The sequence below is a fragment of the Cesiribacter sp. SM1 genome, from assembly GCF_020178975.1.
Taxonomy (GTDB): Bacteria; Bacteroidota; Bacteroidia; order Cytophagales; family Cyclobacteriaceae; genus Cesiribacter.
This window is the reverse complement of sequence record NZ_JAHXBU010000094.1, coordinates 254,036-269,217: the sequence shown is the minus strand read 5'-3', so window position 1 is coordinate 269,217 and position 15,182 is coordinate 254,036. Positions and strand designations below refer to the sequence as shown.

General features: G+C 45.3%; 8 protein-coding genes. 7 read left to right on the top strand and 1 reads right to left on the bottom strand.

Annotation, left to right across the window (positions count from 1 at the left end):
* Window positions 1-119 precede the first annotated feature (119 nt).
* From KWJ01_RS25280 to KWJ01_RS25255, 6 genes are all read left to right on the top strand, one after another.
* Entirely contained in the window at window positions 120-491 is a 372-nt protein-coding gene (locus KWJ01_RS25280) for an acyl-CoA thioesterase (protein WP_224999920.1), read from the top strand.
* 375 nt (window positions 492-866) lie between these two features.
* A complete protein-coding gene (locus KWJ01_RS25275) occupies window positions 867-2,852 on the top strand; it encodes a glycoside hydrolase family 97 protein (protein WP_224999919.1) in 1,986 nt (661 codons plus the stop codon).
* Between the two features lie 383 nt (window positions 2,853-3,235).
* Window positions 3,236-4,366 (top strand): glycoside hydrolase family 43 protein, encoded by a 1,131-nt coding sequence (locus tag KWJ01_RS25270; RefSeq protein ID WP_224999918.1) that lies wholly within the window; start codon window positions 3,236-3,238, stop codon window positions 4,364-4,366.
* A gap of 393 nt (window positions 4,367-4,759) precedes the next feature.
* Complete coding sequence (locus KWJ01_RS25265; protein WP_224999917.1) at window positions 4,760-5,704, top strand: GDP-L-fucose synthase; 945 nt, start codon at window positions 4,760-4,762, stop codon at window positions 5,702-5,704.
* A gap of 64 nt (window positions 5,705-5,768) precedes the next feature.
* Window positions 5,769-6,878, top strand: coding sequence for a GDP-mannose 4,6-dehydratase (gmd, locus tag KWJ01_RS25260; RefSeq protein ID WP_224999916.1), 1,110 nt, complete (start codon window positions 5,769-5,771; stop codon window positions 6,876-6,878).
* Window positions 6,879-7,342: 464 nt separating this feature from the next.
* The gene (locus tag KWJ01_RS25255) at window positions 7,343-9,106 is read left to right on the top strand and encodes a gliding motility-associated C-terminal domain-containing protein (protein ID WP_224999915.1); all 1,764 of its coding nucleotides are present in this window, start codon (window positions 7,343-7,345) and stop codon (window positions 9,104-9,106) included.
* A gap of 436 nt (window positions 9,107-9,542) precedes the next feature.
* On the opposite strand, the gene KWJ01_RS25250 is transcribed toward KWJ01_RS25255, so the two are convergent.
* On the bottom strand, window positions 9,543-13,469 hold the full coding sequence (locus KWJ01_RS25250; protein ID WP_224999914.1) for a glycosyltransferase: 3,927 nt from the start codon (window positions 13,467-13,469) through the stop codon (window positions 9,543-9,545).
* Window positions 13,470-14,053: 584 nt separating this feature from the next.
* Here KWJ01_RS25250 and KWJ01_RS25245 point away from each other — a divergent pair.
* Window positions 14,054-15,172, top strand: a complete 1,119-nt coding sequence (locus KWJ01_RS25245) for a cellulase family glycosylhydrolase (RefSeq protein WP_224999913.1) — start codon at window positions 14,054-14,056, stop codon at window positions 15,170-15,172.
* The last annotated feature ends 10 nt before the right edge of the window (window positions 15,173-15,182 follow it).

The following is a 15,182-nucleotide window of genomic DNA, read 5'->3' as shown; positions in this document are numbered from 1 at the left end:
CATAGGCCCCTGATTCCATATTAGTTTTTAGAACAGGCGGTAGTTTGTGCTGCAGCCCTCCAAGCTGTGTGGAGAAAACAGCAATCGTTAAAACATAGACATTTTTGAACCTAGCAAGCATGAAATTTCACACCCGCAAATGGGTAAAACCCGAAGACCTGAATCCCAATGGTACGCTTTTTGGTGGCAGCCTGCTGCGCTGGCTCGATGAAGAAGCTGCCATTTATGCTATTGCCCAGCTAGATAACAGCCGGGTGGTAACCAAATATATTTCAGAGATCAACTTTGTAAGCTCTGCCCGCCTGGGCGATATCATAGAGCTGGGTCTGGCGGTGGCTTCATTTGGTAATACCTCCATTACCCTGCGCTGCGAAGTGCGCAACCTTATTACCAAGAGCAGCATCCTCACCATAGATAAAATGGTATTTGTTAATTTAGGCGAGGATGGTAAACCAGCTCCGCATGGCCATACCCAGGTAAAGGTATTATGAGCGTACTGGTGCTCTGGTAACCTAAATGTAGGTTGAGTGTAAGGGCGAACAAAAGTAAGCAGAGGTAAGTAGGTGCCTAAGCACTACAGCTACATCTGCTTCTTAGCCAGCTAATCTGTTTTTAGCAGGCTTTTGTGGTATTTACTGCCATGCAGATAATCTTCTTTAAAAACAGTAACTAAAAAGTTCTATTTCAGCAATCGTTTACTACTTTGCAGAGTAGGAGCAATGCCAAATGCAGGCGGTCTGCAGTGCTATGCTTTAGGTGGCAGTTTAAAACTATATTCAGCCAGTTTAGAAATGATTTCCTGAAGTGTTCAAGGAATTATTGCTCATACCTGATAACCGGTACCAACTACTTTTCACTATACCATCATGATGAGAAACATATACATCATACTTGTGCTGCTGCTCAGTGCAGGCGTTGTTTATGCACAGAAGAACCAGCAGTTCAGGCTTAACTCTCCTGATAATAAAATTCAGGTTACGGTTGATGCTGCAGGGCAGCTGCAGTGGTCGGTGCAACATGGGCAGCAGCAGGTAATAGCCCCCTCTTCCATTGCCATGCGCCTGGAAGGCGGCCAGACCCTTGGCGAAAATGTTAAGGTTGCCTCCTCCAAACCCGAAAGTGTAAACACCACCATTAAAGCGCTTAACTATAAAAAGGATGTAATTGAAGATCGTTACAACCAGCTCACCCTTAACTTCAGGGGCGACTATGGTGTGATCTTCCGCGCCTACAATGATGGCGTGGCTTATCGCTTCTTTACTAAAAAGAGAAAGCCCATTACTGTGGCTTCAGAGGTAGCTGAATTCAATTTTCCACAAGACCACATGATCTACATACCCTATGCGAATGATCCGCATGTAGGTGATATGTACCAGATCTCTTTCGAGAACATTTATAACCACATCCGCCTCTCAGAGATCAATAAAGATACACTGGCTTTTGCCCCTGTACTGGTAGAGCTGCCCAACGGCATAAAAGCAGCCATTACAGAGGCAGACCTGGAGAGCTACCCTGGTATGTTCCTGAAGGCAGGCGGGAAGGATTTCTCCTTAACCGGCGATTTTGCCCCCTATCCTGTAGAAGAAAAGCAGGGTGGCCACAACAACCTGCAGTCGTACGTAATGAAGCGGGCGCCCTACATAGCAAAAACAGAAGGCAGCCGCAGCTTTCCCTGGCGTGTGCTCATTGTGAGCGAAGAGGATAAGGATCTGCTGAACAACGACATGATCTACAAGCTGGCCTCCCCTTCCAGGATCAAAGATGCCTCCTGGGTAGAGCCGGGTAAGGTTGCCTGGGACTGGTGGAATGACTGGAATATTTCTGGCGTGGATTTCCGTGCAGGCATCAACACAGATACTTATAAGTATTACATAGATTTTGCAGCAGCCAATAATATCGAAAACGTGCTGCTCGATGAAGGCTGGGCTACCTCTGAGGATATTATGAAGATTGTGCCCGAAATTAACCTGCAGGAGATCATTGATTATGCAAAGCAGAAAAATGTAGGGATATGGCTGTGGGGCGGCTGGCTGCCACTGAGCAAGAAGACCGACGAAGCACTTTCTACCTACTCTAAAATGGGCGTAAAAGGCTTTAAAGTTGATTTTATGGACCGTGATGATCAGAAGATGGTAGACTTTTACTACAACCTGGCCCAAAAAGCAGCTGAGTATAAGTTGATGATCGATTATCATGGTGCCTATAAGCCAACAGGGCTGCAGCGTACCTACCCCAATGTGGTTAATTTTGAGGGTGTGCACGGGCTGGAGCAGGCAAAATGGTCTAATCCCGATTTCCCGCTCTACGACAGTACCATTCCCTTTATCCGCATGCTGGCCGGCCCCATGGATTATACCCCTGGCGCCATGAACAATGCCAACAAGCATAACTTCCGCGCCATACACTCCACACCTATGAGCCAGGGTACCCGTGCGCATCAGCTGGCGCTGTATGTAATGTACGAGGCGCCCTTCAACATGCTGGCAGATAACCCTACCAGCTACCAAAGAGAGCAGGAGAGTACCCGCTTTATTGCTTCGGTACCTACTACCTTTGATGAAACCGTTGCTCTTGAGGGTAAGGTGTCGGAGTATGCAGCCATAGCCCGCAGAAAAGGCGACACCTGGTATGTGGGTGCCATCACCAACTGGGATGGCCACGATGTAGATATTGCTTTTTCCTTTTTACCCGAAGGTGCCTATGAGGCCGAGATTTTCAAAGATGGCATCAATGCAGACAGGGAAGGATCGGACTACGTACGTGAAGTGGTGAAGGTAAGCTCCAAAGATCAGCTAAAGGCAGAAATGGCACCAGGTGGTGGCTGGGCAGCGCGTATTTATCCGGTTAAGTAAGCTTAAATGAATTTTATAACGAGAGGTGCTTTCATAGCAAAGGAGTTGATTCCTACGCTATGGAAGCACCTCTGGCGTTTAAAGCTATCCGTTTTTATGCTGCCTGATCACTGCGACCAGACAATTACCGGGCTAAAAAACACAGCTGAAATAATAAAAAAAGCAGGCATTATTTCCAGTAGATTGTAACAAATTGCAGAAATTAATGCAACCAGTTGCAGCAATTTATCTGAAAGTTAGCCAGTTTGTTGCAATTATGTTTTGCAACAATGGCTTAATATTGTATAATTGACATTACAGGAAACTGTACAATTACCGGAGCCTGAAAGCTTTGTCTGTACAGCTTTTTTAAGCATTGAACCAATAGTATACAACCACCAATTATGCTTACCAACTCATCGTTTAAACATTCAGCGCTTGTGCTGATGGCCACTTCTATGCTGGCAGGAGCCTGCCAGAGCAGTAATACCGAAGCCACCACTGCCGAAGCCGATACGGTTGCTCAGGAAACAGCAGCCGGAGATACTGCCGCTCAAAACCAGAGATTTCTCTCGGAGCCGCTTGTTACGCACATGTATACAGCCGATCCGTCGGCGCATGTGTTCGATGGCAAAATATACATCTACCCCTCACACGATGTTGATGCGGGCATACCCGAGAAAGACGATGGCTCTCACTTTGATATGCGCGACTACCATGTGTTTTCAATGGACCGTATTGGCGGAGAGGTAAAAGACCATGGCGTAGCCCTCGATATCAAAGACATTCCATGGGCCGGCCGCCAGCTATGGGCACCCGATGCAGCCTTTAACAATGGTACCTACTACCTCTACTTCCCGGTAAAAGACAAGCAGGATATATTCCGCATTGGTGTTGCTACCAGCAATTCTCCCACAGGGCCATTCAAGCCACAGCCACAGCCCATTGCAAACAGCTACAGCATTGACCCAACTGTTTTTAAGGATAAAGACGGCACCCACTATATGTATTTAGGTGGGATCTGGGGCGGACAGCTGCAACGCTGGAGCACCGGTGCCTATAAGCCCGAAGATACCTACCCTGCCGACGACCAGCCTGCCCTGATGCCAAAAGTAGCACGCATGAGCAACGATATGCTGGGCTTTGCCGAAGAGCTGAAGGATGTGCAGATCCTGGATGAGAACGGGCAGCCCCTGCTGGCCGGAGATAACGAAAGAAGGTTTTTTGAAGCTGCCTGGATGCATATGTACAATGGCAAATACTATTTTTCTTACTCAACCGGCGATACCCATAACATTGCCTATGCCGTTGGCGATAACCCTTACGGGCCCTTCACCTATCAGGGTGTAATTCTGAAGCCGGTACTGGGCTGGACCAACCACCACTCTATTGTGGAGTTTGAAGGCAAGTGGTACCTGTTCTATCACGACAGCTCTCTTTCCGGTGGCAAAACCCATTTAAGGAGCATTAAAGTAACAGAGTTAACCCACCGCCCCGATGGCACCATCGAAACCATCGATCCATTTGTGCAGTAAGAAGCAGTACACAAGGCAACCATAAAACCCCGGCTCATGATAAAAATGAGCCGGGGTTTTTTATTGGTTCTGCCTCTATTTTATCCTATACTTTCATTTATGTCATTAAAAAATGATAAAGTAAAAAAGATTATTCATACCTTGCGTAAGATTTAAGCATTTTTTAACCATTTATCAGTTATGGCTAAAAGGCGTTAATCATTAAATTTTCTTGATATTTGCATTCTGATAATGTGGGTGGCCTTTATTGTTACTAATGAGAGCGGTCAAGCTACCTGTGTGTCAGTGGTATGTTAAAAAAAGTTTAGAAGTTACTCTTTTACCCGCCAGTGTAGGAACTCTTTTTGAGTATTGGGTATTGTGAGAAGGCGTTGAAAAGAATAAAGTGGGGATATGAATAAAAATTCAAAAATATATGTAGCGGGCCATAGGGGTATGGTCGGCTCTGCCATCTACAGAGCACTGAAAAAGGAGGGCTATCATAATTTGCTTACCAGGTCTTCATCCAAAGTTGATCTGCGCAACCAGGTAGCAGTAGATAAATTCTTTGAAGAAGAAAAGCCTGAATATGTATTTCTGGCTGCTGCTAAAGTGGGGGGGATTATGGCAAATAATACCTATCGGGCTGAGTTTCTGTACGATAACCTCATGATCGAAGCAAATGTTATTCACGCAGCTTACCAGCATGGGGTAAAAAAGCTTTGTTTCCTGGGGTCTTCCTGTATATATCCTAAACTGGCACCACAACCTCTCAAAGAAGAGTACCTGCTTACAGGCACGCTGGAGCAAACCAATGAGCCTTATGCCATCGCAAAAATTGCCGGTATTAAGCTATGCGAAGCTTACCGCGATCAGTATGGCTGCAATTTCATATCTGTAATGCCTACTAACCTGTATGGTTATGGCGATAACTACCATCCCGAAAACAGCCACGTGCTACCGGCCCTGATTCGCCGTTTCCACGAAGCTAAAGAAGCAGGGCTTTCAGAAGTAGTGGTTTGGGGTACTGGTACTCCCAAAAGAGAATTTCTCTTTGCAGATGATCTGGCAGAGGCATGCCTTTTTTTAATGGAGCACTACAATGAGAAGGAGCTTGTAAATATTGGTACAGGAGAAGATATATCAATAGGAGAGCTGGCAGCATTGGTGAGCGATATTGTAGGCTACGCGGGAGAAATAAAGTTTGATACCACCAAGCCTGATGGTACACCACGTAAATTAATGGATGTAAGCAAACTTCATGCGCTGGGCTGGAAGCACAAGACTGACTTAAGGGCAGGAATCGCTCTTGCCTATGAGGATTTCTTACAGCATCACGCCAAAGATATTCTGGCTTAAGAATTACTACATAATACACATTAATAACATGCTGCAGTAAATTTACTGCATTGTAAGACTTATAATGAAGACTGCATTAATTACAGGGATCACGGGCCAGGATGGCGCCTATCTTGCGGAACTACTTCTGGAAAAGGGATATATGGTGCATGGCATCAAGCGTCGTACCTCTTTGTTCAATACCGACAGGATTGACCACCTTTACCAGGATCCTCACGAGAAGGAGATACGCCTGAAGCTGCACTATGGCGACCTTACCGACAGTACCAACCTGATCAGGATTATCCAGGAAGTACAGCCGGATGAGATCTACAACCTGGCTGCCATGAGCCATGTGCGGGTAAGTTTTGATACACCGGAGTATACTGCCAATGCAGATGGTATAGGTACACTGCGCATACTGGAAGCTGTTCGCCTGCTGGGATTAACAGAAAAGACGCGCGTTTACCAGGCCTCCACTTCCGAGCTTTATGGTCTGGTGCAGCAGGTGCCACAGTCGGAGAAAACTCCTTTCTACCCCAGGTCTCCCTATGCAGTGGCAAAGATGTATGCCTACTGGATTACCGTTAACTACCGCGAGGCCTACAACATGTTTGCCTGCAACGGCATTCTTTTCAACCACGAGTCGCCGCTAAGAGGTGAAACCTTTGTAACACGCAAGATTACCAGGGCCACAGCACGTATTGCACTGGGCATGCAGGAGAAGATGTACCTGGGTAACCTGGATGCACAACGCGACTGGGGCCATGCCAAAGACTATGTAGAGGCTATGTACCTGATCCTGCAGCAGGACAAACCAGATGACTTTGTAATTGCCACAGGTATCACTACCACCGTGCGTGATTTTGTACGCATGGCCTTTGCCGAACTTGGCATAGAGATAGAATTTAAAGGAGAAGGCGTAGAGGAGAAGGGGTATGTAAAGAGCTGTAGCGGCGATCATGCACTGCCTGCTGGCCAGGAGATTGTTTGTATAGACCCTCGTTACTTCAGGCCAACAGAGGTAGAGCTGCTTATTGGCGATCCTACCAAATCTAAACAGGTGCTGGGTTGGGAGCCTAAGTACGACCTGCCTGCCCTGGTAAAAGACATGATGCAGTCAGACCTGGAACTGATGCAGAAAGAAAAGTACCTGGCTGAATCTGGCTACAATACCCTGAATTACTTTGAGTAATTGTTGAATATATAAGATTCAATCCTCCTGTCGGGCTCTTTGGAAGAGATGAATCAGTTGTGTTTCTAAATAGGCGGAGAGCAGGCAAGTGACTTACCTGCTCTCCGTTCTTTTGTTTAGGAATAATACGTCGGAAATTTATGCTGCGGCCGCTTGTTGTGTATTCACACCGTTAGCTAATTGTGTTTGTGCTGCAAGTGAGGTAATATTTGTGCATGAAAAGAGGGTGTGGTTCATTATTTCCCTTGAGATATGTTGTTGTTAAACTTTTTTATTCATAATTTTATCACTGATAAGTTTTATTTTCCTTTCTGTTTAGCGTGAATTGCTGCATTGGGCTGAGGTAATGTTCTTGGTTATTATACTGTTCAATCTGCATTTTACATCGTGATATTCTATCCTCTGTACTAGGCCCGATCAATATGTTCCTTTTGAGAAGCGATGGTCTGACAATCATTCGGGATATGTCCCTCAGGCAAATAAGGAGTGGGTTAATCCTGTTACTCCTGCTGTTGCCAGGCATCTCTTTCTGCCAGTTTATTCCAAAGGGAGATGCTGTTAAAGTATCAGACAGATGTTTCAAGGTAACAGAAGATGAGTTAGGACGGTTTGGAGCTGTCTGGTGGGATAAGAAAGTTGATTTAACAAAGCCACTTGAACTAAACTTTGTGCTCTTCCTGGGCTCCAGAGATACTGATGGTGCAGATGGGATTGCCTTCGTACTGCATAATGACGCAAGAGGATTTAATGCAAAGGGCACGCCAGGTGGTGGGTTGGGCTTTGCATATCATCCTACTCATACAACTGATCAGGCGGCTATCGATGTAATTAAGCCCTCGGTTGCGATCGAATTCGATACCTATTTCAATCGTGAGCTTGTAAATGAGCTAAGGGATGATCATACTGTACTTGTGTATAATGGTGATCTGAACACAGCGGTGATTCCCGCAGTCAGGATTGATCCCGATCATCCGGATATAGAAGATAACCAGTGTCATGATTATACAATCAAATGGAATCCGGCTACGCAGGAATTGCAGATGTATTTCGATGGAAAGCTCCGCTTCAGTCATACAGATGATATTATAAATAATATCTTCGGCGGGAATTCTTTAGTATATTACGGCTTTACCGGTTCTACGGGAACACGCAAAAATGAGCAAACGATATGTGTAAATGATGCAGATAGTAAGCCGGAAGCAATGGATGATGGAGCCACAACAGAGCCTTTAACCTCTGTTCATATATCTGCTCTAGCGAATGATTCACATACTACCGGCGACGCCATTGGAATATCGGCTGTTGTTGTTCCACCAAAAAATGGTGAGGTGGTCATTTCAGGTGATCAGCTTATTTACACTCCCCATGCAGGTTTTGTAGGCACTGATACCTTTACCTATGAGGTTTGTGAAGTGATTTCGGATAAGTGTTATGCCAAATGTGCAAGTGCGTTGGTGAAAATAGAGGTAGTGTGTAAATCTTTACCCGCTGTTCCTGTAGTCAATGACATGGCACGATGTGGCTCCGGAAAAGTTACGTTAGTGGTGGAAGAGGGAGGTGAAGGTGCAGGTAGTTACCGTTGGTATGCCAGTGCTTCAGACGCTTTGCCCTTGGCTGAAGCAGAAGATGGACATTTTACTACCCCTGCTCTTAGCCAAACAACAACCTTTTATGTGGCTTACTTTGATGGAAACTGTGAAAGCGAGCGTAGGCCGGTGAAGGCAATTATCAACAAGCTTCCCGATATCTATGCAGGTGAAGACGTCAAGGTATCCCAGGGGGAGTCAGTTCAGTTATTTGCCAGTGGGGAGGGCGCGTATGAGTGGTTTCCGTCCGATGGCCTTAGTGATCCAACAATTGCTAATCCCATTGCCCGACCGGCTAAAACAACTACCTATACCCTTACCGTTATCGATGAACAGGGATGTAGTGCAACTGATGAGGTTACCATTACAGTTGTGGATGGAATCTTTGTGCCCAATGCCTTCACTCCTAATGGAGATGGTCTTAATGATGAGTGGGAAATACTGATGATTTCTGATTATCCCAACTGCAGAATCGAAGTTTATGATCGGTGGGGTAATTTGGTATTTACATCCAGTGGCTACACCAGGGCCTGGAATGGTGCCTATAAAGGCAAAAAGCTCCCCCTTGGCTCTTATGCTTACATTATACATTTAGGAGAAGGAGAAAAGTCTGTTACCGGCTCTGTATCCATTATGCACTAGCTTTTATACAAGCCCATTATTTAGCCGCTGTACAGCAGGAGTAGATTTTTTTGTAGAATCAGTAGCACGTCTGGAGGGCTCAGAAACAAGCATCTGCTTAACGCGGCAATGCAAATTAACCGATAGTCGTTAAAGTTCATGCTGAAGCTACCTGCTAAAGCAAAGTGAGGTGTATCGGAATATGCCTTATGCCATAGCGCTATCGGGACCAGTTGCACCAGCTTGGGTTTCTCTTCTAAAAGTTTCTATCCGCTAAACTGCTGCGATTCATGTTTATTTAAATGAAAGAGACTGCGCCTGTTTACAGGATATTGTGTAGTAATACCAGCAGCCTCTTCCATGGTATCGGGCAGTGGATGCTAATCCCTCCCTTGGTGTTGATTAATCACACCATGCTCATCCTTCACTTATAATTATTGACAATCTTTACCTGCGGCTACTCCATCAGGAGAGGCCTGGAGGCTGTAACCACATTGCCTGCGGAATCAACAGCATGTACATAAACACGGTACTGTGATTTCTTATTCGGTAGCTGGATCTCCACGTGTTTCTTGTCATAAAAGTCATTCCGAATGCTTGTAACATTTTTCCAGCTCGATTCTTCCTGTACCTCCCATTCAAAGGATAAGGAGCCGGAATAATTATTTGTAACACCAGCCGTTAACCATATGGTTTCACCAGGTTTAAATGAATACCAGGGTCCTGCTATGGTAATATTCGCAAAATTTGCTGTTGTAGAGGCGCTTTGCTGATCGGGTATTCCCTTGAAGGCTTTTTGAAGATAGTAGTAGGCAGGTTTTAGGCGGCCCTTGTAGTCAGTTATGCCAAACCAGGTGGCAGTTCCTTCATATCTGTCGCGCCAGCTGAAGGCAAAGCCACCAAGGTTATAGCCCTTTTGGCTTGCTATGTGATCTTCCCACTGGCTTTGGTACCACTGGGCTTTGCTAAGGCTGGATACTTCAATCAGGAGAGAGTCGGTATCATTATAATAATCCCCAAATTCATGATGCCAGTAGCCCTTAGGGCCAAATTCTGTTACTATGTAAGGGCGGGACTGATCGAATTGAAGAAATGTATTCTGAAGTGTTGTAATATTTGATTTGTAGTAGGAATTGATGCCAATTGCGTCTACGGAAGGAAGGTGGGCTTTCATCTCGTAAATAGTACTGGCCAACTGATAGTGCTCGTGCTCTTCAGAGGCGAAAATGGGTCGGTCGGGGTCTATTTCCCGTATCTTTTGTGCCAGGCCCTCCAGAAACTCCAGGTAAGCCCTGCGGGTAATAGTCAGGTAAGGCTTTGCAAAATATTTCTTTTGTAATCCCCAGGCTTCATTCCCAATATTCCAGGCTATGATAGATTTTCTGTGTTTATATTTTTTTACATGCTTCAGAACCTTTGCTTCGTAGGCAGCTTTTTTTGCATTGTCTTTGAGGTAATCCACTGAAGGGTCAAACCAGAATCCATACATAATGTACAGGCCGGTTTCTTCTGCCACATTCAGCATGTTTACATCGTAAACGCCTGGTTCGTACCTTCTGATGGTGTTGGCTCCCATGGCCTTGATCTGGCTGAAATCATTCTCCAGCTGCTTTCTTGTGAGGGGCAGGAATCCATCCTGCCAGTCGTGTTGTGGATTATAGCAGATTCCTTTCATGTAGAAAGGCTTACCATCTACCAGCATAGTATAATTCCCATTTTTGCCCGCAATGCGCGACTTTGGCTTTGGGGCATCAGTATTAACATTGTTATCGAAGGCATACTGGGCCGGTAAATCAAACTTACTAAGCACCGGCTCCAGGAGGCTAAGCTGGTAGGTCCAGTCTATACTGGTTTCACGCTCTGTGGGCCGCCAGTCGGTGACCCAGTTTTTATCCTGTTTGCTGTAGAAGAGTACTGTTGATTTAATTTCAGGATAGTGATCCTGTATGCGATTAAGAGCATCTGATACCCACTTGCCGCCATTGCCGCCATAGGAGGTAGAGCCAAACTCCGCCAGCATAACCGGCAGATCAATTGAATAGCTTTGGCGCTTCAGTTGAAAAGGCTTGTAAATTTCCTCAAAAGTAGACCATTGCTGGCTTACATTGGCTTTTCCGTAATTCAGGCAGGTAACACCAATCCAGTCAATATACATATTGTCGGGATAGCGGGCGCCATTAGGGTAATAGTTATCGAAGGCGGAGGGTTTTAAAGGATTCCAGACCCAGCTTACGTTCTGGACTCCCAGCGCCTGGAACCGGTTATGAACATAACGCCAGGCAGCAATAAATTCATTGGGAGTGTTGCTGCCGCTGGCAGACCAGGGATACATGGGGTTGTCCATTTCATGCGCAAACCTAAGAAATACAGGATAGCCAAGTGAGCGTATAGAAACAGCTACGGAATCAATGTATTCATCGAAATAGCCCTCGGTGATGTAAAGAAAAACTTTTCTGTTCTGACTTAAGTCCGGATGATCGGCATATTGTGGAAAAAGATTTGTCCAGGGTTCCCACGTAATCATGGGGATGGCGCCCTTGGCACTTATTTTTCTCCATTCTGCAGTAGGCAGTGGTGCGGCACTCCAGGCAAGATAGGTGGAGACTATTGAAAATGAATGATTGCTTTCGCTCTCTGCTTTATCCAGCTGTTCCATAATGCTCTTGTCTGAAGCAGCTGGATAAATACCCGTATAAAAGCCACCAATTTCTTTCTGTACAATCATGCTACGAACGCCGGAGGCATTGATTTCTTGTTTTTCTTCAGAAAAGATCCATGGTAGTGCAATAAGCGGCAGGGAAATAGGGCAGAGCAGGATATAGTAATGTAATGCCACTTTGCCAAAAGGTTTGACAGCCAGCTTCCACCTGAGTGAGAGGTAACGAAGTTTTAAGCGGTTGCTAAAGCGCACCAACAAGTCGATCCAGTGGGTCTGGCCCATAGCAAAAGCAATGAAAAGAATAAAAGCGTTGAAGAGGGCAAAGCCTGCCATCAGGAAACTATATGGCTGCCAGTCCATGTGCAGACCGTAAATCACAGATACAAGGCAGAGTACGGCAAGCAGCAGGTTGGGAAAACCCAGTAAAAATTCATTTTTTGCATCGTGTTCCTTTGGTGTGGGAATATAGGGTACCTTAATGTTGAGCAGGGTGTAAATAAATCCTGTTGTGTAAATCCACCAGGCGCCTACCCTTAAAATGCCTCCAGTCAGATGTAATCCCTTTTCGTGTGGCTCATTCAGCCATCTCTGGGCAAATAATCTTATAAGTAAACTGCTGATTAGTAAAGGAGCATAATAAGCAAAGAATATCAGGGGGTTCATGTGCCAGGGATAATCTCCAGAGAAGAGGGCATACACTGGTACGGCTACATCTATCAGGGTAACTAAACCGAAAAGGTAGTAGAGCGGTAGTAAGCCGTAATGAAGTTTCTGGCGCCACGACAGTTTTGTAAACAGGCGAGGGAAAACATGAAACCAGAGATCGAAGGTGCCTCTTGACCACTTGAGTTGCTGTTTGTAATAAGCTGATAAAGTACTTGGCACTAAGCCTCTGGATACAATTTCAGGTACATATACTGATTTCCAGCCTTTGGCATGGAGCAGCATAGAGGTGTGCATGTCTTCTGTTAAGCCGGGGGCGTGGCCACCGATTGAATCAAGGGCTTCTCTTCGAAAGGTACAGTTAGCGCCAATTGCCTGCGCCGTACCATACTGGCCCATAGCGCTCATGTAAGGACCGTAAAAATTATAGGTCTGTTCTGCTGCGCCGCGTGCTACCAACGATTCGTTTTGGTTCTTATAAGCCTGTACTACCTGTACATAGCCTGTTTCGGGGTCGTCAAAATAAGGAAGTGTTTTGTGCAGGAAATCAGCTGTTGGTGCATGGTCGGGGTCCATGATAACACATATTTCTCCCTTTGCCTGTGCAAGCGCGTTGTTGATATTTCCTGCCTTGGCATTTTCTCGTGTAGTACGGGTTACATGATGCACGCCTAATTCCTGACACAGGGCTTTAAGTGCCGGATCATTGCCTTCATCGCACAGGTAGTTTTGGTGAGGGTAGCTAACATTTACCATTGCCCTTAATGTCTCCTCTATCATTTCTCTGGGCTCACCGGGGCAGGCAGTGGTAAGCATGTCTACTTTCCATTCTTTTTTGCTGCCACAAGTCTGTTCGGGCTGTTGTTTGATGCCTGCGTAGTGATACCATTCAAAAAGAATGCGTACAATTTTAAAGCCCAGGCTTATGGTTAGTAGTATATAAAGAACCGGATGGCCAGCCTCAACTACTGTTGTAAAACCGTAGAGAAACAAAAAGAGAAATCCTACTCCAATGAGGATGAGGATAGGGAGAAGGAGTTTAGACTTTTTTTTATGCATCATTGGAGGAGTTGTAGTTAGTTAAGCACGGGCCTCAGTGGCCTTTAATATAGGTGCTCCGTTAGGAATGTGAACGTAATGGCTATATGTTGGGTGGAGCGCAAATAGTGAAGGCTGTCTGGCATGTGTATTCTTGAATAAGTAGTAATGTGGTGTAATTCTATTTAAAGTTTTGGCACTTAGCCTAAGCTAGGTGGTTTTAACCTCGGCTGCAGGTGGCAGCACTGTTAAGCCTCTTGTTGAAATAGGTCGGTGAAACTTAATGACATTTTTCTTACATGAGTCATTATGGAGGTAAAGTTAATTTAAAAGTTATAATAGTGATAATTATAAAGGAAATAATTTTATATTTGTGCCTGTAACACGCGCTTATACTCACGAAGTTCTTGTTAATCCTCCCTTAAAGATCTGTCAGCATGTGTAAATATTACTTCTTGTTATTGGTTGTTAGTTTGCTTTCATTTTCTTGTCAGGAAAAAGATGAGGCTTTTGTTCCAACCGTGGAAGTGCGGGAACAGGATGGAAGATTTGTCCTCTTCAGACATGGTAAGCCTTACCATATCAAGGGCGCTGCCGGACATAAGCATATGGCTAAGGTTGCATTGTATGGAGGAAACTCTATCAGGACCTGGAATACAAATGAGGCAGGCAGGATTCTGGACGAGGCTGCGTCTTATGGCCTGACCGTTACTCTTGGCTTGGAGGTGGGAAATGAGTGGTGGGGCAATGATTTTAGTTACTGGAATTCCAGGGCTGTGGATGAAAAAATTGCAGCCCTCAAAAAAGTAGTAGAACAGTATAAGGATCATCCGGCCTTGTTGATGTGGGGTATTGGTAATGAAGTTCATTTGTTTGGAGGCAACCAACTCATGGTTTTACATACCATTGACCGAATTGCCAAAATGATCCACGAAACTGATCCTAATCATCCGGTAATGACAGCGGTGCCGCTGGGGCCAAATTTCAGTAAGCGAGGTTTGATGCGGCTGTTATGTCCAAATCTGGATATTCTGGGGGTAAATGGTTTTGCCCGTTTGCCTTACCTGCAAGAAGAGATTGGCGGGCTTTTTGGATGGAACAAAGCCTATATATTAAGCGAATGGGGATCGGAGGGTCCCTGGGAAGCTAACTCTACTGACTGGGGGGCGCCTCTCGAAAAAAGCAGCACCCTCAGAGGGCAGGAGGTAGACTATTACTGGGATGTGATCAACAAGGATAGTACATACTTTCTTGGAGGGTATGCTTTTTACTGGGGTACTAAGTACGAGAGAACAGAGACTTTTTATAGCTTGTTTTCTTTTGAAGATTTTGAAACAGAATCAGTTAACAGATTAAGGGTAAGATGGTCAGGAGTTAACCCAGATAACTGGGCGCCCAGTTTAGATTCCTTGCACATGAATGGTGAACCCCTGCATCGCAGCCTTTACCTGCCTGCAGGAAGTGTACAGGAAGTGCAGGCTTTTGCTCATGATCCCGACAATGATCTGTTGTCTTACTGCTGGGAAATACGTCCGGAAGGGTTCGATGATATGAAGAAGGGAAATTATGATTACGTTTTGAATCATCTTTTGCCTGAGGATGGGGGTTCTAATATTCAGTTTTGTACTCCTGAACAAGAGGGCGGGTATCGATTGTACGTTTATGTATATGACGGTAATCAGCATATCACTACACATAACATCCCCTTTTATACATTAATACCCTAGCTTTTGACTT